Genomic DNA, 20,586 nt, shown 5'->3' with positions numbered 1-20,586 from the left:
TTAAAATTGTATATTTGGAGGATTATTTAATGGAAATTAAAATTATAAATAGAAGTAAAAATGAAAATCCATCTTATGCTACGGATGGCTCTTCAGGTTTTGATTTAAGAGCAAATTTAGATGAAGATTTGATTATAAAACCTATGCAAAGAATTGCAGTTCCTACTGGAATATATATAGAAATTCCATTAGGATACGAAGGCCAAATTAGGGCTAGAAGTGGGATGAGTTTAAAACATGGTATTACAATGGCTAATGGTGTTGGCACAATAGATAGCGACTATAGAGGAGAGTTAAAAGTTCTTATAGTTAATATATCTAATCAAGATTATGTTATAAAAAATAATGATAGAATAGCTCAAATGATTATTACTAAATATGAACGTGTTGACTTTAAACTTGTAGAAGAACTATCTGATACTGATAGAAATAATGGCGGATTTGGACATACTGGTTATTAGTAGGAGAAAAGATGGAGAAAAAGAGGAAAACAAGATCAAAAACAAAAAAAATAAATTATAGTAAAGAAGATAAAGTTTTTAAAAATACTGTTTTAGTATTATTTTTGTTAAATTCTTTTTTTATTATTTTTTCTTTTTTTGCTAATACAGGGTTTTTAGGAAATATTATAAAAAATATTTTTCAGGGCTTATTTGGTGGCACATATTTTCTATTTTTATTTTTAATGGAAATGATATATGTTGTTATACTGTTAGGGAAATTAAATAAAAAAAATAGAAATATAAGTTTTTTAGGATTATTGTTATTATCTAATTATATGGCAATTGTTGATTTAGCAAATAATTCTTCCACAAATTTCTCGGTTAAAATGTCTGTGGCAAAAAATACTGTACCGAAAGGTAGTGGATATATAGGAGCCATTTTTGGCTTCATTTATAACGCTATGATTGGAACAATAGGTCTATATATTTTTACTTTCATAATAGGGTTATTTTTAATATTATCTTTTTTGGATATCAGTTTTATTGATTTTTTAAAAATCGTTAAAAATTATAATTTAAAGTTGATAGAAAAAATTAAAGAAAAGTATTCAAACTATAAAGAAAAAAGAGATATAAAGAAAATTAGTCCCAATAATGAAGTTTTAGAAATTGTTGAAAATGTTGATAATGAAGAAGATAATGAAATTATAGTTTTAGATCATAATGATAATATTAACAATAATATAGAAACAAAAATTGATGAAATTGAAAAAGATGAATTGTTAGATAGTTTTAATTTATTTCCCAATGACGATATAGAGAATAATAAAGAAAAAATAAAAAATTCTCAAGATGGGTCTAATAATTTAGACATAGCTATATCTAATTTTGAGGTAAAAAAAGTCGAATATAAAATACCACCTTTAAGTTTATTAAGAGGAAGTAAAACAAAAGAAACAGAATCAGAACAAACGTTAAAACAAAGAGCCAAAAAAATTGAAGCAACATTAAAAAGTTTTGGTGTTGGTGCAAAAGTTGTAAGGATTAATAAAGGTCCAACAGTAACTTGTTTTGAATTACAACCAGATATGGGTGTTAAAGTTAATAAAATTGTAAATTTATCTGATGATTTATCATTGGCATTAGCATCTCCAGACATTAGAATTGAAGCTCCTATTCCGGGTAAGTCAGTTATAGGAATTGAAGTTGCCAATACTCTTAAAGAGAATGTATCCTTAAAAGAAATATTATCTTCTAAAGAATATCAAGAATGTGATTCGAAAATGCCTATGGCTTTAGGAAAAACTATATCGGGTGAAATAATTGTTTCTTCAATTGATAAAATGCCTCATATGTTAATTGCAGGAGCAACGGGATCTGGAAAATCGGTTTGTATTAATACTTTAATAATGAGTATTATATATAAATCTTCTCCAGAAGATGTAAAAATGATTTTAATTGATCCAAAAGTAGTAGAACTTAAAATATATAATAAAATTCCGCATCTTGCAATTCCAGTTGTTACTGATTCCAAAAAAGCAAGTGCTGCTTTGAATTGGGCAGTAAGAGAAATGGAAAGACGTTATAGTTTGTTTTCTGATAATCAAGTAAGAGATATCAAAGGATATAACGAAAAGCAGAAAAGTAATCAATTGGAAAAACTACCTTATTTAGTTATAGTTATAGATGAGCTATCTGATTTAATGATGGTAAGTGCTAATGAAGTTGAATCTTACATATGTAGACTTGCACAAATGGCTAGAGCATGTGGAATTCATTTGATTGTTGCTACCCAAAGACCTTCTGTAGATGTAATTACAGGAACAATAAAAGCAAATATTCCATCAAGAATTTCATTTCAAGTTTCTTCACAAATTGATTCAAGAACTATTTTAGACTCTTCTGGTGCTGAAACTTTATTAGGAAAGGGAGATATGTTGTTTAATCCTTCTGGACTTTCAAAGCCTATTAGAATACAAGGATGTTTTGTTTCCGATAGCGAAGTTGAGGCTGTTGTTAATAATATTAAGGAACAGACTCATGAAGTTTGTTATGATGAGGAAATTATTAAGAATATTGAATCAGAAATGTCTAATTTGGATAATAACGAAGATGAAGATGTTGATGACTTATTCTATGATGCTGTTAGAATTGTTTTAGAAGAAAATACAGCATCAATATCATTGTTGCAACGAAAAATGAAAATTGGTTATGCTAGAGCTGGTCGAATTATTGATGAAATGGAAAGCAGAATGATAGTAGGAAGACAGGAAGGTAGCAAGCCAAGAAAAATTTTAGTTGGTTTTGATTATTTAGACAAAATGAGAGGGGATAATGATGAATATAGCAAATAAATTGACTTTATTTAGAATATTATTAGTACCTATTTTTATTATTAGTTTATTGTTTTTAGGAATAAATAATATCCTGGCTTTTCTTATCTTTACAGTTGCATCTTTAACCGATATGTTAGATGGATACTTAGCTAGAAGCAGAAATTTGGTAACTACTTTTGGTAAATTTATGGATCCTCTAGCTGATAAGATACTAGCATGTTCTGCACTTGTTATGCTTGTGCAATTTGGAAAAGTTGAGGCATGGATGGTTTGTATTGTTTTAGCAAGAGAGTTTATAATTTCTGGATTTAGATTAGTAGCTGCATCTAATGGAGTTGTTATATCAGCTAGCATTTATGGAAAAATAAAAACTATAACTCAACTATTTGCAATTAGTTTTATTCTTTTGAATTCTACAGATATAATTAAGATTCCTTTGAATATTGATATTATATTGTGGTATATATCTGTTATATTTACAATTATATCTGCAGTTGATTATATCTGGAAAAATTTGAAAGTATTAGATTTAAATAATATATAATATAGGAGGAAGCAATGGCAGTAAAGAAAACTGATAAATTTGAAAGAATTGAAGATAAAGATGAAAGAAAAAAAGCGCTATCTATTGCACTTGAAAAAATTGAAAAAGATTTTGGAAAAGGTATAATAATGAGAATGGGTGATGCTCCAAAGATAAATATAGAATCAATAAGTACTGGAGCGATGAACTTAGATATAGCTTTGGGAATAGGTGGAATTCCTAAGGGAAGAATTGTTGAAATTTATGGTCCTGAATCTTCAGGTAAAACTACGTTAACATTACACATTATTGCTGAATCACAAAAAACAGGTGGAGTAGCAGCTTTTATAGATGCAGAACATGCACTAGATCCAGAATATGCTCGAAAATTAGGAGTTGATGTTGATAATTTACTTATATCTCAACCAGATACCGGTGAACAAGCATTGGCTATAGTTGAAGCATTGGTTAGAAGCTCAGGAATTGATTTAGTAATAGTAGATTCGGTTGCTGCACTTGTTCCTAGAGCAGAAATAGAAGGAAATATGGGTGATTCTCATATGGGATTACATGCTAGACTTATGAGTCAAGCATTGAGAAAGTTAGCTGGAATAATTTCTAAATCTAATACAACAGTTGTATTTATTAACCAATTAAGATCTAATATTTCAACTAATCCTTATGCCGGTGGTGGGCCAGCTGAAACTACTACAGGAGGTAGAGCATTAAAATTCTATGCAAGTGTTAGAATTGATATTAGGCGTGCAGAACAATTAAAACAAGGTGATGGTGAACCATTTGGTGCAAAAACTAAAGTAAAAGTTGTTAAAAATAAAATGGCACCTCCTTTTAAAACTTGTGAATTTGATATTATTTTTGGAGAAGGAATATCAAAACTTGGAATTATAGTAGACATGGCTGCTGATAAAAATATTATAAAAAAATCTGGGGCTTGGTATAGTTGTGGTGATATAAAACTTGGTCAAGGAAAAGAGAAAGCAAAAGTATATTTGGAAGAACATCCTGCATTTTTAGAAGAAATAAAGGAAAAAATATATGAATCTTATGGAATTGAATATGAAAAGAAAGATGTTCCAGAAGAAATTGAAACAACAAATTTAGTTGATGATGAAATTGAAGATTCAGAAGAATTGTTGTTAGACGATTTAATAATTGAATAAAAATCATTCTAAAGATGAGATTAGTTTCTCATCTTTTTTATATAACTATGAAAGCGAGATGATTTTTATCTATTATTATGATATAATAAATCTAGTTTAATATAAAATAATAGTATTAAATTACAATTTTTTTTATAGTATATCATTTAGCTTATGGAGGTTTTTATGAAAATTAAATTATTAAAAAATAGTTTTATAAATATTTCTAATAATCTATACGATTCTGATTTTATAAATTTAGCAAAAATAAATGATAGTAAAATTTGTTTTGATAATGATACTTTATTCTTATCTAAACGTAGCAAAGATAAGTTAAATTCTCAAATAATAGAAAGAAATAATGAATGCATTTATGTTTTTAAATATTATGATTCTTATGGAATTCTTGCAGATTTACCTATTGAAGAATATGTTTCTGAGAAAATAAAGTGTCATGAATTAGTTTTACCAGATGTAATTCAGGGGATGATTTCAAATTATCATATATATAATTCGGAAACCGCTCCAGTTTTTATTGTTCATAAAGAAGAGATTGATTATGAAAAAATAATTTCTGATAAAAAGTATAAAAAAGATTATCATTTTGATAATATTGATTTGTATGTTTTTTTTGATGATGAAGCTAAAAAAATTTTAAAAAATTTTTTATGTATTGAACAAATGTATGTAGCGGATGGGCATCATAGACTGTATGCATCTTCCATGTTAAAAAATAAAAATAGTGTTTTTTCATGCTTTCTAAGTTTTTCACAAGTAACAATATCTCCTATACACAGAATGATTAAAGATATTGATGCTACTTCTTTTGATAAGGCTAAGATATTTATGGATAATTTTTTAGAAGTCTTTGATGATGGAGAGTTGAAAAAGGGATATGTTAGAATAACATATCAAGGAGATTCTTTTCTAGTAAAGCTAAAAGATACTGAGAATGATTTATTTTGGAATAATGATGTATATAGAATGAATACTCAAATAATTTCCACAGCTTTTAGAATTTTAAATTTTTCAAACGTTAAGTATATTGGAGATACTGAAATTTTATTTGCTAAGAAAAATCTTAATAAAAATGATGTTTTAATAGAACTTTGTCCTCTTGACCCTGAGGAATTTATGGAATTGGCTAATGACGTTTGTATATTACCACCAAAGTCTACATTTTTTATTCCAAAATTTCCATCATTTTTAGTTTTTAAAAAGTATAAATAGGAGAGTTATTTTAATGCAAGCAGTTATATTGGCAGCAGGCCTTGGAAGTAGATTAAAAAAATTAACAGAGAATAATACAAAGTCGATGGTAGAGGTAAATGGTATTTCCCTAATGGAGAGAATGCTTAGAATATTAGATGATAAATCACTTTCAAATATTATTGTGGTTACTGGGTATAAAAGTGAATTTTTTATTGATTATATAAAGTCATTAAATGTTAAAACTAAACTAACTTTTATTAATAATGATATTTATGATAAAACAAACAATATTTATTCTATGTTTCTTGCTAAAGGTGAAATGATTAAAGAAGATAGTATTTTATTAGAATCAGATTTAATATTTGATGATAATATGATTGTAGAAATCATTGATGATAAACGCAAAAATTTGGCTTTGGTAGCTAAATTTGAACGTTGGATGGATGGAACTTGTCTAAAAATAAATGAGAAAGAAGAAATCATAGATTTTATTCCAGGAAAAGATTTTAATTTTGAAGAAGCAGATGATTACTATAAAACTATAAATATATATAAATTTTCAAAGGAATTTTCAAAAAATATTTATTTTCCCTTTTTAGAAGCATATATGAGTGCAAATGGGAGAAATGATTATTATGAAGCGGTTTTAAAGACAATTATTGATTTAGGTAAAAATCATATATCCGCAAAAGTAATTTCAGAAGACATTAAATGGTATGAAATTGATGATGAACAAGATCTTAATATTGCCTCCTCAATTTTTTCAAATGGAGATGAAAAACTTCAAAAATATCAAAATAGATTTGGAGGATATTGGAGATATCCTAAATTATTAGATTTTTGTTATCTTGTAAATCCATATTTTCCTCCTAAGAAAATGATAGACGAGTTAAAATATAATTTTAAAGTTCTACTTGAGCAATATCCATCAGGATTAGATGTAAATTCTAGTCTTGCTGCAAAAATTTTTAATATAAAAAAAGAAAATATAGTAGTTGGAAATGGCGCTGCTGAACTTATAAAATCAGTAATAGAAAAAATAGATGGAAATATTGGATTTATAAGACCTACTTTTGAAGAATATCCTAATAGACATAATAGTAACAAATCAATAGTTTTTATTCCAAAAAATGACAATTTTTCTTATACCGCTAAAGACATAATTGAATTTTATTCTGACAAAGATATAGAAGCGTTAGTTTTAATAAACCCTGATAATCCTACCGGTAATTATATTTGTAAGAAAGATATTCTTACTTTAATTGACTGGGCTAAAGATAAAAAAATTAAATTTATTTTAGATGAGAGTTTTGTTGACTTTGCTGAAGAAGAAAATTCAACATTTTTAGATGATAGGTTATTAAATTTATATGACGATTTTATTGTTGTAAAGAGTATTTCAAAATCTTATGGAGTACCAGGTATTAGATTAGGAGTTGTAGCTACTTCAAATTCAGAATTAATATCTAAGATAAAAAAAGATGTTTCAATTTGGAATATAAATTCATTTGCGGAATATTATCTTCAAATTTATGATAAATATAAAAAAAATTATGTTAATGCATTAACTGAAATAAAAAATGCTAGAAAAATATTTTTAGACAAATTAAATAAAATTGAAGAATTTAGAGTTATACCTTCTCAAGCAAATTATTTTACTATTGAATTAATAAAAGGAAATTCTAAAGAATTATGCGCAAGAATGCTTGATAATTATAATATTTTTATAAAAGATTTAACTTCAAAAATTAATTTAGAAAATAGAGAATTTATTAGAGTAGCAGTCAGAAATACTGAGGATAATGAATGTTTTATTGCAGCGATTAAAGATTATTATAAATTTTGTTGATAATAATATAAAACTAAAATACTTTTAAAAACAGTAAATTTTATGTTTACTGTTTTTTTATTGTGACACAACAAGGTCCCCAGTTACCCAGCAAATTTGAAACATCATGGAGAAGTGGGTTCTTATTTATAAATGATGGTATATATTTTTTAAAATTTTTATAAAAAATTATTTTAAATACGGTTATAATGCAAAATATTTGTATAAAATGTGTAAATATGATATACTAAATTGAATTAATATTGGAGGTAATTATGAAAATAATAGTTGATTTATTAGGATCAGACAAAGGAGCTGAAACTATTTTTAATGGAGTAATCGAAACAAGTAAATTCCTTAAAGATTTATCTTTTATAGTTATTGGGCCAAAAAAAATAATAGAAAAAATAAATATTGATAATGATTTAAAAAATAGATTAGAAATAATAGATACTGAAGAATATATTCTGAATACTGAAGAACCAACTTTTGCGGTAAGGAGAAAAAAAGATGCTTCTATAGTTTTAGGAATGAAATTATTAGATAATGGGGAAGCTGACGGATTAATTTCTTTCGGAAGTACTGGAGCTGTGCTTGTTTCAGGACTTCTTATTGCAAAAAGAATGGAAAATGTAGAAAGACCTGCACTAACAATAACTTTACCAACAAATAAAGGAAAAATGATTTTACTAGATATTGGTGCTAATATCGAGTGTACTGTTGAAATATTAAAGCAATTTGCAATAATGGGGAATATCTATGCTAAAGAAACATTAGATAAACAAATCCCAAAAGTTGCATTATTAAATATAGGCAGTGAAAACGGAAAAGGTACAAAAATTTTAAAAGAGACATATTCTGTTTTAGAAAAAGAGGACATGAACTTTGTTGGTAATATCGAATCTAGAGATATTTTTAATGGTGAAGTTGATGTAGTAGTATGTGATGGGTTTCATGGAAATGTTTTGCTTAAGACTATTGAAGGTTCTGTAAAGTTTATACTTACTAATATGAAAAAAGCATTAATGTCATCTTTTTTAGGGAAAATTGGTGGTATGTTAATAAAGTCACCAATGATAAAATTAAAGAAAACTTTAGATTATAAAGAGTATGGTGCTTGTCCTATGTTAGGATTAAAAAGGGTTGTATTTAAAGGGCATGGTAGTAGTGATGAAAAAGCAGTTGTTTCTGGTATAACTTCAATGGTTGATTATATAAATAAAGACGTAAATAAAAAAATTGAAGCAAAAATTGAGAAAGGAGATTAGTAATGGTTTTCGAAAAGATAAAAGAATTTTTACAAAATGCGTTTAAAGGTAAGGAAATAAATTTAGATACTAAATTTAGAGAGGATTTACAAGCGGATTCTATAAAAATATTAAGTGTCATTATGGATATTGAATATGAATATAATCTGGAATTAGATGAGGATACAATTCGTTCAATTGTTACTGTAAGAGACTTAGTAGAATATATTGAAAATAATATATAAGAGGTAATTATATGATTACTAAAGAAAGAGAAGAATTGTTATCCGAATTGATGGAAAATATTGGTTATAAATTTAAGGATTTAGATTTACTTAACTTAGCATTTGTTCATAGATCATACTTAAATGAATGCAAAGATGTTACTGTTTCTAATGAAAGATTAGAATTTTTAGGGGATGTTATTTTAGGTTTTGTAGTAAGTGTTGAATTATATAGCCAATTTCCAAATTCAGATGAAGGTTATTTAACTAAAATAAGAAGTAAAGTTGTTTGTGAAGAATCTTTTTCATATGCGGCAAGGACTTTTAATTTAGGTAAATATCTTTTATTAGGAAAAGGTGAAGATCATTTCGGTGGAAGAGATAGAAATAGTATATTAGCTGATACTTTTGAAGCCCTTTTTGGAGCTTTATACCTTGATGGTGGTATGGATGTTGTTATTGAAATAGCTAATAAATATTTTTTTGACACTGTAGTTTATAAAATTAATAAAAATATTTTTATAAAAGACTATAAAAGCTATCTGCAAGAATATTTTCATAAGAATGCTTCAACAAAAATCAATTATACACTTGTAGCAGAACGTGGTCCAGATCATGACAAAGAATTTGATATGTGTGTAAATGTTGATGATATTGTTAAGGGATATGGTACTGGAAAAAATAAAAAACAAGCTGAACAACAAGCAGCCAGAGATGCATTAATAAAAACTGGAGCTATTAGTGAATAAGTTTAATATAATTCCAATTTTTGTTCCACATATGGGATGTCCTCATGACTGTATATTTTGTAATCAAAGAAAGATAACAAATTTTGTTGATGTTCTTGATGAAGTTGATATACGTAAAAATATAGAAAACTATATTTCATATTTTAAGAATAAAAATATTCCTATTGAAATTGCATTTTATGGAGGCAGTTTTACAGGATTAGATAAGAATTTAATGATTAGATACCTTGAAATAGCAAAATATTATATTGATATAGACTTTGTAAATTCTATAAGAATATCAACAAGGCCAGATTATATTAGTAAGGAAATTCTTGATATTTTAATTAAATACAAAGTTCATACAATTGAATTAGGTGTCCAATCTATGACTCAGAGTACTTTGGATTTAAATAACAGAGGTCATAATGTAGAATGTGTTTATGAGTCATCATCTCTTATAAAAAAATATAATATCAAATTAGGATTACAAATGATGGTTGGACTCTATGGAGATACCATAGATACAGTAGTAAACACTGCTTTTGAAATATGTAAAATAAACCCAGATTTTGTTAGGGTGTATCCTACACTTACTATAAAAGATACAGAATTGGAAAGACTTTATTATTCTAAAGAATATATACCAATGAGTCTTGAAGATTCTATTTGTTTGTGTAAATATATTTATGTTATTTTTAAATATTACAATATTCCTATTATAAGACTTGGATTACAGAGTAGTGATAACATTTCTGAAGATGTAGATATAGTTGCTGGACCATATCATCCTGCATTTAGAGAACTTGTTGAAAGTTCAGTTTATAGGGATTTTATAGAGTATTATATGTGTTTTTTTGATATTAAAGATGATATTACTATTAAATGTAACAATTCAGAAGTTTCAAAAATTGTTGGAAACAAAAGATCAAATTTAAAATATTTTAAAGAAAAATATAATATTAATATAAAAATAAAAACTCTTACTTTAGAGAAAAATATTTTAAAATTTAATGAAAATATAGTTTATATGAATGATTTTATAGATTATTATTTTAATAAAAATATTTTAAGGAGAATTGATGAGACTTAAGAGCATTGAAATAAATGGTTTTAAATCATTTGCTGATAAGATAAAATTAGATTTTGAGACTAATATAACAGCGATAATTGGACCAAATGGGAGCGGGAAAAGTAATGTTGCTGATGCTGTTAGATGGGTTTTAGGAGAACAAAGCGCTAAGACCTTAAGAGGTAGCAAAATGGAAGATGTTATTTTTTCCGGAACAGATACCAAAATTAAAAAGAATTATTCAACTGTTAGTATAACTTTTGATAATTCAGATAATGTAATACCTATCGATTTTAAAGAAGTAACTATTTCAAGAAAATTATATAGAACTGGTGAAAGTGATTACTTTATAAACAAATCCAATGTAAGATTGAAAGAGGTTAGAGAATTATTTTTAGATACTGGTGTAGGAAGAGAAGGTTATTCAATAATTGGTCAAGGTAGAATTGAAGAAATTATAAATGGAAAGTCAGATGATAGAAGAGCCATTTTTGAAGAGGCATCAGGTATTTCAAAAATTAAATACCAGAAAAATGAATCACAAAAGAAGTTATTCAAAGCTAAAGATAATTTAACGAGACTAAGAGATATAATTATTCAAAATGAAAATAGATATGGATTTCTAAAAGGACAATCTACTAAGGCTAAAAAAGGTATTACTCTATTAGAGAACATTGAAAAGGCTGAATTTTCTATTTCATATAAAGATTATAACAATTTAAACAGTAATTTTAATAAATTTTCAGAAAATTTAGAAATCAATAAAGAAGAATTACTTGATATAAATAAAGAATTTGAAAATGTAAAATTAAAAATTTCACCATTAAAAGAGGAACTCAATAATATAACTAATGTTATTGAAAAAGACTCTGCTGAATTGGATAGAATAAATAACCAAAAAAATGAGATTACTAATAAAAAAAATGTTTTAATTGAAAGAAATAAGTTTATAAGATTAAATAATGAACAATCCTTAAAATTAAAACAGGAGTATATCGATAATTTAGAAAAAATTAATTTTGAAATATCAGAACAGGAAAAAAGAATTTCTGAAAAAAATTCGATTTTAAAAAATTATATCGATGACAAAAATAAGGTAAAGAATGAATTATCAAAAAGCAAAGAACTTTTGAGTTCTAAAGTTCAAATTCTAGATAAATTCTTCCTAGAAAAAGAGAAAATTGAAAATAAAATTAGCGATTTAGAAACTGAAAAAAGAGCTAATGAAATTATAACTGATAGCATAAAAAAGAAAATTGAAGAAAATACTGAAGAAGTAACTAAATTAAATATTGAAAAAGAAAATATAGAAAAAAAATTATCTGAGAATAATTCACTTTTAGAATCAAATAATCAAAAAGTACAAAATATTGATTTAACTATTTATGAAAAGAGACAACTTATATCAGAATTAGAAAAAGAACTTATTTCTTTAAATAATCAGGTTTCTAATATAAATAATGAGATAAATTATAAGAATAAAGAAATTATTATGTTAAAAAATTATATTAGAAATTATGAAGGATATGGTAAATCAGTTCAAGATTTATTTAAACTTTGTGATAGAGAAACTGAGTTAAAGTCGATGATTTGTGGGACTTTGGGAGAACTTATTTCTGTTGAAGAGAAGTATAAAAAAGCAATTGATACTGTTTTATCTTCAAATTTACAAGGTATTGTTGTTCATAATGATTTGGAAGCTAAAAAAATAATTGAGAAAATAAAAACTAATAAAATTGGAAGACTAAATTTCTTTCCTATTTCAAAAATATTTTCTACAAAAGAGCGTGGTAATATTACAGATTCAGACATATTATCTTTTGCTAATGATGTAATAACTTGTAATGATGATTATAGAAATATAGTCGATTATTTCTTAGCGAATACTGTAATATGTGAAAATATGGATATCGCAATAAAATTATCTAACAAGTTTAAACATAAATTTAGAATAGTTACGCTAGATGGTGATGTTATAAATAGTTGGGGTTCCATTTCCGGAGGATATAAATCTAGTAAAAATTCTTTTTCTATAATTGGTAGGAAACAGCAGTTAGCAAAGGCTTTATCGGATATTGAAAATTTAGAAACTAGCTTAAAGAATAATATAAATAGAATTTCTGGTGTAAAAACTGATTTACAGTCAAATAAAGAAAATTTAGATAATCTGAAAAGTGAAAAAGAAGATGTAAAATTAAAAATTGATTCTTTGCAAAAGCTTATCTATTTAAATGAATTTGATGTAAGAAAAATTACTGAAAAAATTGACGAGATAAATAATTACAAAGAAAATCATCAAGGTTTTACTTCTGATAAAGAAAAAGAGTTAATTCTTTATAAGGAGAAAAGTATTCTTATAGATGATGAAATTGATAAATACAATTTAGAAATAAATGAATTGAAGAATCTTGTTTTAGAATTGGAAAAAAATGAAATAATTGTTATAAATAATTTAGATTCAATTGAAAGAGATATAAATATTTTAGATAATTCAAAAAATATTTTGTTAGAAAATAAGAATTCTAATGAGAGTAAACTTAAGCTAAAGGAATCAGAGTTAATAGAATCCGAGTTACAACTAAAGAATAATTTATCTGAAATCGAATTGATAGAACAACTTAATGTAGAATTTAATTTAAAGACTGATGAATTAAATAATTCTATTAGTAAAAATACTCATTTGAGGAAAAAACTGATATTAGATAATGAAGAAATTTCAAAAAGATATTCTGAATTAAGTGAAAAATCTTTAACTTTAGAAAAAGAAATTGAGAAAAATGAACTTAGGATATCAAATTTAAAAGAACAATTTTCAAATTTAATCAATAGACTTTGCGATGAGTATTCTTTAACTTTGGAAGATTGTGAAAGAAAAATGGAATTATATAAGAATGAGCATTTTACTAAAGAAGAATTGAAAAGGCTAAAAGAAGATTTAAGAGAATTAGGCTCTTTTAGTTATGATTCCATAGAAGAGTTTGAAAAGGTAAAAAATGAACTTGAATTTCAAAAAAAACAAGAAATAGATTTACAAAATTCTATAGAAGATATAAATAAAATTATATTAAAATTAGAAAATACTATGAAAAAGACTTTTATTAATGAATTCAAAACTATTAATGAGAATTTTTCAAATATTTTTAAAATTTTATTTAACGGTGGCGAAGCTAGACTTGAACTTGACAGTGAAGATATTTTAAATTGTGGAATAGATATTATAGCTAAACCCATAGGAAAGAAGATGCAAACTTTGTCATTAATGTCTGGAGGAGAAAAATCACTAACAGCAGTAGCGCTTTTATTTGCGATTTTTGAAACAAGACCATCCCCATTCTGTATTTTAGATGAAGTTGATGCTGCATTAGATGATTCTAATATATTAAGATATGTTGAATATTTGAAGAATTATTTAACGGAAACTCAATTTATAATGATAACTCATAGAAAACCTACTATGGAAATGGCAGATATGATTTATGGTGTAACAATGGAACAAAAGGGTGTTAGTAAAATAGTTTCTATGACTTTTAATAAGGAGAATGAATAATATGTTTAATTTTTTTGGAAAGAAAAAAGAAGAAAATGAAGCCGAAGAAGTTGTTGAAAAAAAACAGAATTTTTTTGAAAGATTAAAAAAAGGTTTAACAAACACAAGAAATAATTTATCTAGCAAGATAGATAACTTACTTTCTATGTCAAAAAAAATTGATGAAGAATTATTTGAAGAATTGGAATATATTTTAGTATCTGCTGACATTGGAGCAAATGTTACAATGGAACTAATAGATGATTTAAAAGAAATTGTTAAAAAGGAAAAAATTACTGAACCGTCTTTAATCAAAGACAAATTAATTGAGCTTATGAACTCAAAGTTAGCTTCAAAAGAATTAAATCACAATTTTAATATTATAGATGGTGTACCAACTATTATATTAGTTGTTGGAGTAAATGGTGTCGGAAAAACAACTTCTATAGGAAAATTAGCAAGTAAATTCAAGTCAAAAGGTAAGAATGTAATGCTTGTTGCTGCAGATACTTTTAGGGCAGCAGCAACTGAACAACTTACTGAATGGGCTAATAGAGCAGGTGTTCCAATAATTTCAAATGAAGAAGGAGCTGATCCAGCATCTGTTGTATATGATGGAATTCAAAGTGCAAAGAGTAAAAATATAGATGTTCTAATTTGTGACACTGCTGGAAGACTTCATAATAAGAAAAATTTAATGAATGAGTTGAATAAGATTGCCAGGGTAATAGATAGAGAATATCCTGAAGCGAGTAAGGAAACAACACTTGTCCTTGATGCAACAACTGGACAAAATGCTATTATTCAAGCTAAAGAATTTAGGGAAACAGCAAATATAGATGGTGTAATTCTAACAAAATTAGATGGAACTGCTAAAGGTGGTGTTGTTTTCACAATTCAACTTGAAATGGAAATTCCGGTTAAACAAATAGGAATTGGAGAACAAATAGATGATTTACAAGATTACAATGATGAAGACTTTGTAAATGCAATATTTAATTAATAAAAATTAGCGTTGAAAAATGCGCTAATTTTTTTTAAAAATTTTTTAATAAAAGTATTGACAAATATGTATATAATGGTATAATATAAAGGTCAAGAAAAAAACTTGACCCATTTAAGAGGTGATTATGGAAAAAATAGTTGAGATAGCTGTTCTGTTTGATTATTATGGCAAACTTCTTAGCGAGAAGCAATATAAAGTTGTTGATCAATATTGTAATGAAGATTTGTCTCTTAGAGAAATTGCTGAATTAAATGGAATTTCTAAACAAGGTATATCAGATATTTTAAGTAGAGCAGAAAAAAAATTAAGATTTTATGAAGATGAATTAAAATTAATTTCTAAATTTGAAAAAATAAATAGTAGTCTAAGGGAAATTAGTTTATTAATTGAAAAATCAAAAATAGAAGATTCTTCTTTACAGAGTATTCTTGATATTATTCAAAAGAAAAATAATGAAATTATAGAAAATGATTTATAGGAAGTGACAGGAATGATATTTGAGAATTTATCCGAAAAACTTCAAGGAGCATTAAATAAATTAAGAGGTAAGGGAAAATTATCTGAAAAAGATGTAGACCTTGCAATGAGAGAAGTTAAACTTGCACTTTTAGAATCTGATGTGAATTTCAAAGTTGTTAAACAGTTTATAAATAACGTGAAAGAAAGAGCAATTGGTAAAGAAGTTATGGAGAGTTTAACTCCTGCACAACAAGTTATCAAAATTGTAAATGAAGAACTTACTGCTCTTATGGGGAAAAAAGAAGAGAAAATTCAAATTGACTCTAATCCTCCGACTGTTATTATGCTTTGTGGTTTGCAAGGTGCAGGTAAAACTACGCATGCTGGAAAACTTGCGAGATACTTTATAAAACAAAATAAAAGACCTCTACTAGTAGCATGTGATGTTTATAGACCAGCAGCAATAAAGCAATTGCAAGTTGTTGGTAAATCAGTTGATGTTCCAGTATTTACTATTGACGATTGTAAAGATGTTACTAAAATAGCAAATGAATCAATTAAATTTGCAAATTCCAATTCAAAAGATATAGTTATTTTAGACACTGCTGGTAGACTACACATAGATGATGTACTTATGGAAGAATTAAAATCTATTAAATCATCAGTTAGTCCAATAGAAATTTTATTAGTAGTAGATTCTATGACAGGACAAGATGCTGTAAATGTTGCTGAAAGTTTTAATAATGAATTAGACATTACCGGAGTGATAATGACTAAATTAGACGGAGACGCGAGAGGGGGAGCTGCTTTGTCTATTAAGGCTATCACAGGAAAACCCATTAAATTTATTGGTGTAGGTGAAAAGCTTGATGATTTAGAGCAATTTTATCCTGATAGAATGGCATCTAGAATTTTAGGAATGGGAGATATTTTATCTGTAATAGATAAAGTTCAGAAGCAATTTGATTTGAAGCAGACAAAAGAACTTGAAGAAAAAATTAGAAAGCAAAGTTTTACATTGGATGATTTTTTAAGTCAAATGCAACAGGTTAGAAATATGGGACCGTTACAAGATTTACTTTCTATGATGCCCGGGGTGAACTCTAAAATGCTAAAAGATGTTAACATTGATGAAAAAGAGCTTGATAAAATTGAAGCAATGATTTTATCAATGACAAAAAAAGAAAGAGAAAATCCGGATATTATTGATAATTCTAGAAAGCAAAGAATTGTAAAAGGTTCAGGAACTAGTATTACAAATCTTAACAAATTGCTTAAGCAATTTAAAGATAGTAAAAAAATGATGAAAAAAATGCAAGACATGACTAAAGGAGCTAAGAAAAAAGGCAAATTCGGTTTACCTTTTTTTAAATAAATTTTAAGGAGGACAATATGGCAGTTAAGATTAGATTAAAGAGAATGGGTTCAAAGAAAAAACCATTTTATAGAATAGTTGTTGCCGATTCAAGAGCACCAAGAGATGGTAAATTTATCGAGGAAATTGGATATTACAATCCATTAACAGAATCAAAAGAAATTAAAGTTGATGCTGAAAAGGTAAATGCTTGGATTAAAAATGGTGCAAAACCAACTGATACGGTAAATAGATTATTTAAAAATAATAACATATATTCTGAAAATAAATAAGGACTGTATATATGAAAGAATTAGTTGAATTTATTGTGAAATCTCTAGTTGATAATCCTGAAAAATTAGTTATAACTACTGAGGAAGAAGGAGAAGTATTAAAGATTTTTATTAAGGCAGACGAAAATGATATTGGAAAAATCATAGGCAAGCAAGGTAAAATTGCTAAAGCTATAAGGACAATTGTTAGATCTGCTGCAATGAAGTTAGGTAAAAAGGTAATAATAGAAATAAATTAGTATTATGGAATTTATTGAAGTTGCAAAAATTATAAATGTTCATGGAATAAAAGGTACTGTAAAAATTTATTCATTAACTTCCAATACTGATAGATTTAATGCGGGTTGTATATTTTATATTGATAAAAAAATACCTGTTACTATTAAATCCGTCAGAGAGTTGAGTTCTGATCTTGCTTTATTAGCTTTTAATGAGTATGACAATATAAATCAAGTGTTAGAATTTAAAAATAAAGGACTTTTTATTGAAGAAAGTAATTTATTAGAACTTCCTGAAGATGAATATTATATATATAAACTGATAGGAGTTGATGTATATGATCAAGAAGATAAATTTATTGGAAAAATAAAAAATGTTTTGACAACATTGGCTAATGATGTTTATGAAATTGATTACAATGGAAAAAATGTATATGTACCAGCAGTAAAAGAGTTTATAAAAGATGTTGATATTAATAAATCAATAATGAAAGTAAATATAATAGATGGTATGTTAAATGATTAAGATTACAATTTTAACTTTGTTTCCAGAATTTATTGACTCAATAAGAAATTATGGTGTCTTGGGCAAAGCCATTGAAAAAGGCGTTATTGAACTTGAAATTTTGAATATCAGAGATTTTTCTAAAGACAAACATAATAAAGTTGATGATGAAATATATGGTGGTGGAGCAGGTATGTTGATGACAGTTCAACCTGTTTTCGATGCTATAAATTTTAGTAAAAAAGATAATTCTAAAGTCGTATTTCTATCTCCGCAGGGAGAAGTTTTAACACAAAATAAATGTAAAGAGTTATCTAAAAAAGAACATTTAATATTTCTATGTGGACATTATGAAGGTATTGATTCCAGAATTATAAATAATTATGTAGATGAAGAAATTTCTGTAGGCGATTATGTTGTAACAGGAGGAGAAATTCCTGCTATGTTACTTATGGATGCTGTTTGTAGAATGGTTGATGGAGTATTAGGTAATTCAGAAAGTGCTTCTACGGATTCGCATTATAATAACTTGTTACAATATGATGTTTTTACAAGACCTCGAGATTTTAATGGAATTGAAGTTCCAGAAGTTTTACTTAGTGGAAATCATAAAGAAATTGAAAAATGGAGAGAAGAGTCTTCATTAGAAAATACAAAGAAAAAAAGACCTGACTTATATGAAAAGTACATTTTAAAAAATAAATAGGATGTTCCTCTAGTTTATATAAAATAAATTAAGAACATTGATATTAGGAGGAATTATTATGGATATAATAAAACAAATTGAAAATGAACAATTAAGACAAGAAAAATTTGATTTTAATGTTGGTGATACAGTTGTTATCGGATATAAAATCAAAGAAGGAAATAGAGAAAGAGTTCAAGCTTTTGAAGGAACTGTAATTAAAAAACAAGGAAAAGGCTCAAGAGCAACTTTTACTGTAAGAAGAGTATTACAAGGAGTTGGTGTTGAAAGAACATTCCCAATTCATTCACCAAGAATTGAAAGTTTAAAAGTAATTAGACGTGGTAAAGTAAGACGTGCAAAATTATATTACTTAAGAGACAGAGTAGGTAAGGCTTCAAAAGTTAAAGAATTAAAGAAATATTAAAAATTAAGTACCTCGAGTTTTCGAGGTACTAATTTTATAGAAAAGAGGAAAATATGGATTTATTTAAAATGAATTACAATTTATTTTCTAAATTATCAAAACCATTGGCCGAAAGAATGAGACCAAAGGATTTATCTTTTTTTATTGGTCAAGATAATATAATAAAAAATAATTCTGTGCTAAAAAACATGATAAAAAATAATAGATTTTCGTCAATGATATTATATGGTCCACCAGGATCTGGGAAAACATCACTTGCAAATATTATTTCTAGTACTACTGATAATTATTTTGTAAAAATTTCTGCAGTTACATCTGGAACAAAGGAGATTAAAGAAATAATTGAACTTGCAAAAGATAATTTATCAATGTATAATAAAAGAACTATATTATTTATAGATGAGATACATAGATTCAATAAAATGCAACAAGATTATCTACTAGAATTTGTTGAAAATGGAGATATAATATTTATTGGAGCTACTACAGAAAATCCTGCTTATGAAGTAAATAATGCATTATTATCAAGAGTTATTGTTTTTGAATTACAAGCACTTAGTTTTGAACATTTAAAAGATATAATTGACAATGCTATTTTAAATGATGAAATTTTAAAGAATAAAAAAATAAGCTATACAGAAGATGGCATAAGCTATTTAATAAAAATGTCAAATGGAGATGCAAGAACGGCATTAAATTATCTTGAATTAATTATTGACAATATTGAATCTGAAGATAAAGTTATATCTGAAAATAAAATCAAGAATATTCTTGACAAGGTAAAAGTATATTATGATAAAAATTCAGATAAACATTATAATTTCATTTCTGCTTTTATAAAATCTATGAGAATAGGAGATCCTGATGCTGTTGTTTATTATTTAGCGTCAATGTTAATTTCTGGTGAAGATATCAATTTTATTGCAAGAAGAATGATAATCTTTGCATCAGAAGATATTGGAAATGCAAATCCAAATGCACTGATTTTAGCAAATTCATGTGCAGAATCTGTAAAAAAATTAGGAATGCCTGAAGCAAGGATTATTTTATCACAATGTGCCATTTACCTTGCATGTAGTGAAAAAAGCAACTCATCATACTTAGCTATAAATAAGGCATTAAAATTTATTAAAGAAAATGGACTTGAAGAAGTTCCTATCTTTTTACAAACTTCAAGATCAATATCTAAAAAAAATGAGGAATATAAGTATCCTCACGACTATGAAAATATGGTTACAGGTCAAGAATATTTACCTGAAAAAATTAAAGATATAAAATTTTATAACCCAAAAAATATTGGATATGAAAAAAATTTTTTTGATAAATTAGAGGAGGAATAG

At 26.2% G+C, this 20,586-nt stretch carries 20 protein-coding genes; all 20 read left to right on the top strand.

The window, feature by feature from the left end; genetic code table 11:
• The first annotated feature begins 29 nt into the window (after positions 1-29).
• The 20 genes from dut to WFJ11_RS03730 all read left to right on the top strand — a co-directional run bounded on the left by dut (position 30) and on the right by WFJ11_RS03730 (position 20,586).
• On the top strand, positions 30-461 hold the full coding sequence (gene dut / locus WFJ11_RS03825; RefSeq protein WP_293439712.1) for a dUTP diphosphatase: 432 nt from the start codon (positions 30-32) through the stop codon (positions 459-461).
• A gap of 11 nt (positions 462-472) precedes the next feature.
• Positions 473-2,797: a DNA translocase FtsK gene (locus WFJ11_RS03820; RefSeq protein ID WP_338816923.1), complete on the top strand. Its 2,325-nt coding sequence runs from the start codon at positions 473-475 to the stop codon at positions 2,795-2,797.
• Positions 2,781-3,323, top strand: a complete 543-nt coding sequence (gene pgsA / locus WFJ11_RS03815; RefSeq protein WP_009372395.1) for a CDP-diacylglycerol--glycerol-3-phosphate 3-phosphatidyltransferase — start codon at positions 2,781-2,783, stop codon at positions 3,321-3,323. Before WFJ11_RS03820 ends, pgsA begins: the two co-directional genes overlap by 17 nt.
• 14 nt (positions 3,324-3,337) lie before the next feature.
• A complete protein-coding gene (gene recA / locus WFJ11_RS03810; RefSeq protein ID WP_323987853.1) occupies positions 3,338-4,483 on the top strand; it encodes a recombinase RecA in 1,146 nt (381 codons plus the stop codon).
• Positions 4,484-4,648: 165 nt separating this feature from the next.
• Positions 4,649-5,692 carry a DUF1015 family protein gene (locus WFJ11_RS03805; RefSeq protein WP_338816922.1) on the top strand — a complete coding sequence of 348 codons (1,044 nt, stop codon included), beginning with the start codon at positions 4,649-4,651 and terminating at the stop codon, positions 5,690-5,692.
• A gap of 13 nt (positions 5,693-5,705) precedes the next feature.
• Complete coding sequence (locus WFJ11_RS03800) at positions 5,706-7,523, top strand: aminotransferase class I/II-fold pyridoxal phosphate-dependent enzyme (protein WP_338816921.1); 1,818 nt, start codon at positions 5,706-5,708, stop codon at positions 7,521-7,523.
• Between the two features lie 254 nt (positions 7,524-7,777).
• Positions 7,778-8,770 (top strand): phosphate acyltransferase PlsX, encoded by a 993-nt coding sequence (plsX, locus tag WFJ11_RS03795; RefSeq protein WP_338816920.1) that lies wholly within the window; start codon positions 7,778-7,780, stop codon positions 8,768-8,770.
• A 2-nt stretch (positions 8,771-8,772) separates the two neighbouring features.
• A complete protein-coding gene (locus WFJ11_RS03790; protein ID WP_338816919.1) occupies positions 8,773-8,994 on the top strand; it encodes an acyl carrier protein in 222 nt (73 codons plus the stop codon).
• 11 nt (positions 8,995-9,005) lie between these two features.
• Positions 9,006-9,722 (top strand): ribonuclease III, encoded by a 717-nt coding sequence (gene rnc / locus WFJ11_RS03785; RefSeq protein ID WP_009354264.1) that lies wholly within the window; start codon positions 9,006-9,008, stop codon positions 9,720-9,722.
• Complete coding sequence (locus WFJ11_RS03780) at positions 9,715-10,794, top strand: elongator complex protein 3 (protein ID WP_009372445.1); 1,080 nt, start codon at positions 9,715-9,717, stop codon at positions 10,792-10,794. The genes rnc and WFJ11_RS03780 overlap by 8 nt, the downstream gene beginning before the upstream one ends.
• Positions 10,784-14,320 carry a chromosome segregation protein SMC gene (gene smc, locus WFJ11_RS03775; protein WP_338816917.1) on the top strand — a complete coding sequence of 1,179 codons (3,537 nt, stop codon included), beginning with the start codon at positions 10,784-10,786 and terminating at the stop codon, positions 14,318-14,320. The genes WFJ11_RS03780 and smc overlap by 11 nt, the downstream gene beginning before the upstream one ends.
• 1 nt (position 14,321) lies before the next feature.
• The gene (ftsY, locus tag WFJ11_RS03770; RefSeq protein WP_009372372.1) at positions 14,322-15,302 is read left to right on the top strand and encodes a signal recognition particle-docking protein FtsY; all 981 of its coding nucleotides are present in this window, start codon (positions 14,322-14,324) and stop codon (positions 15,300-15,302) included.
• A gap of 127 nt (positions 15,303-15,429) precedes the next feature.
• Positions 15,430-15,783 (top strand): YlxM family DNA-binding protein, encoded by a 354-nt coding sequence (gene ylxM, locus WFJ11_RS03765; protein WP_009372500.1) that lies wholly within the window; start codon positions 15,430-15,432, stop codon positions 15,781-15,783.
• Between the two features lie 12 nt (positions 15,784-15,795).
• Positions 15,796-17,139, top strand: a complete 1,344-nt coding sequence (gene ffh, locus WFJ11_RS03760; RefSeq protein ID WP_029949038.1) for a signal recognition particle protein — start codon at positions 15,796-15,798, stop codon at positions 17,137-17,139.
• 17 nt (positions 17,140-17,156) lie between these two features.
• Positions 17,157-17,411: a 30S ribosomal protein S16 gene (gene rpsP / locus WFJ11_RS03755; protein WP_004833375.1), complete on the top strand. Its 255-nt coding sequence runs from the start codon at positions 17,157-17,159 to the stop codon at positions 17,409-17,411.
• A gap of 11 nt (positions 17,412-17,422) precedes the next feature.
• Entirely contained in the window at positions 17,423-17,650 is a 228-nt protein-coding gene (locus WFJ11_RS03750) for a KH domain-containing protein (protein WP_009372714.1), read from the top strand.
• Between the two features lie 4 nt (positions 17,651-17,654).
• Positions 17,655-18,155, top strand: coding sequence for a ribosome maturation factor RimM (gene rimM, locus WFJ11_RS03745; RefSeq protein WP_009372797.1), 501 nt, complete (start codon positions 17,655-17,657; stop codon positions 18,153-18,155).
• Positions 18,148-18,840, top strand: coding sequence for a tRNA (guanosine(37)-N1)-methyltransferase TrmD (trmD, locus tag WFJ11_RS03740; RefSeq protein ID WP_338817755.1), 693 nt, complete (start codon positions 18,148-18,150; stop codon positions 18,838-18,840). Before rimM ends, trmD begins: the two co-directional genes overlap by 8 nt.
• Before the next feature lie 58 nt (positions 18,841-18,898).
• Complete coding sequence (gene rplS, locus WFJ11_RS03735) at positions 18,899-19,246, top strand: 50S ribosomal protein L19 (protein WP_004833379.1); 348 nt, start codon at positions 18,899-18,901, stop codon at positions 19,244-19,246.
• A 53-nt stretch (positions 19,247-19,299) separates the two neighbouring features.
• Entirely contained in the window at positions 19,300-20,586 is a 1,287-nt protein-coding gene (locus WFJ11_RS03730) for a replication-associated recombination protein A (RefSeq protein WP_338817754.1), read from the top strand.

Source organism: Parvimonas micra (assembly GCF_037482165.1).
Taxonomy (GTDB): Bacteria; Bacillota; Clostridia; order Tissierellales; family Peptoniphilaceae; genus Parvimonas.
The sequence above is the reverse complement of the archived record's forward strand: the minus strand, read 5'-3'. Positions and strand labels throughout refer to the sequence as shown.

Excerpts from the sequence above, each read along its gene's own strand:
- dut (WP_293439712.1), top strand. The coding sequence starts at position 30 with ATGGAAATTAAAATTATAAATAGAAGTAAAAATGAAAATCCATCTTAT.
- WFJ11_RS03820 (WP_338816923.1), top strand. The coding sequence starts at position 473 with ATGGAGAAAAAGAGGAAAACAAGATCAAAAACAAAAAAAATAAATTAT.
- pgsA (WP_009372395.1), top strand. The coding sequence starts at position 2,781 with ATGAATATAGCAAATAAATTGACTTTATTTAGAATATTATTAGTACCT.
- recA (WP_323987853.1), top strand. The coding sequence starts at position 3,338 with ATGGCAGTAAAGAAAACTGATAAATTTGAAAGAATTGAAGATAAAGAT.
- WFJ11_RS03805 (WP_338816922.1), top strand. The coding sequence starts at position 4,649 with ATGAAAATTAAATTATTAAAAAATAGTTTTATAAATATTTCTAATAAT.
- WFJ11_RS03800 (WP_338816921.1), top strand. The coding sequence starts at position 5,706 with ATGCAAGCAGTTATATTGGCAGCAGGCCTTGGAAGTAGATTAAAAAAA.
- plsX (WP_338816920.1), top strand. The coding sequence starts at position 7,778 with ATGAAAATAATAGTTGATTTATTAGGATCAGACAAAGGAGCTGAAACT.
- WFJ11_RS03790 (WP_338816919.1), top strand. The coding sequence starts at position 8,773 with ATGGTTTTCGAAAAGATAAAAGAATTTTTACAAAATGCGTTTAAAGGT.
- rnc (WP_009354264.1), top strand. The coding sequence starts at position 9,006 with ATGATTACTAAAGAAAGAGAAGAATTGTTATCCGAATTGATGGAAAAT.
- smc (WP_338816917.1), top strand. The coding sequence starts at position 10,784 with ATGAGACTTAAGAGCATTGAAATAAATGGTTTTAAATCATTTGCTGAT.
- ftsY (WP_009372372.1), top strand. The coding sequence starts at position 14,322 with ATGTTTAATTTTTTTGGAAAGAAAAAAGAAGAAAATGAAGCCGAAGAA.
- ylxM (WP_009372500.1), top strand. The coding sequence starts at position 15,430 with ATGGAAAAAATAGTTGAGATAGCTGTTCTGTTTGATTATTATGGCAAA.
- ffh (WP_029949038.1), top strand. The coding sequence starts at position 15,796 with ATGATATTTGAGAATTTATCCGAAAAACTTCAAGGAGCATTAAATAAA.
- rpsP (WP_004833375.1), top strand. The coding sequence starts at position 17,157 with ATGGCAGTTAAGATTAGATTAAAGAGAATGGGTTCAAAGAAAAAACCA.
- WFJ11_RS03750 (WP_009372714.1), top strand. The coding sequence starts at position 17,423 with ATGAAAGAATTAGTTGAATTTATTGTGAAATCTCTAGTTGATAATCCT.
- rimM (WP_009372797.1), top strand. The coding sequence starts at position 17,655 with ATGGAATTTATTGAAGTTGCAAAAATTATAAATGTTCATGGAATAAAA.
- trmD (WP_338817755.1), top strand. The coding sequence starts at position 18,148 with ATGATTAAGATTACAATTTTAACTTTGTTTCCAGAATTTATTGACTCA.
- rplS (WP_004833379.1), top strand. The coding sequence starts at position 18,899 with ATGGATATAATAAAACAAATTGAAAATGAACAATTAAGACAAGAAAAA.
- WFJ11_RS03730 (WP_338817754.1), top strand. The coding sequence starts at position 19,300 with ATGGATTTATTTAAAATGAATTACAATTTATTTTCTAAATTATCAAAA.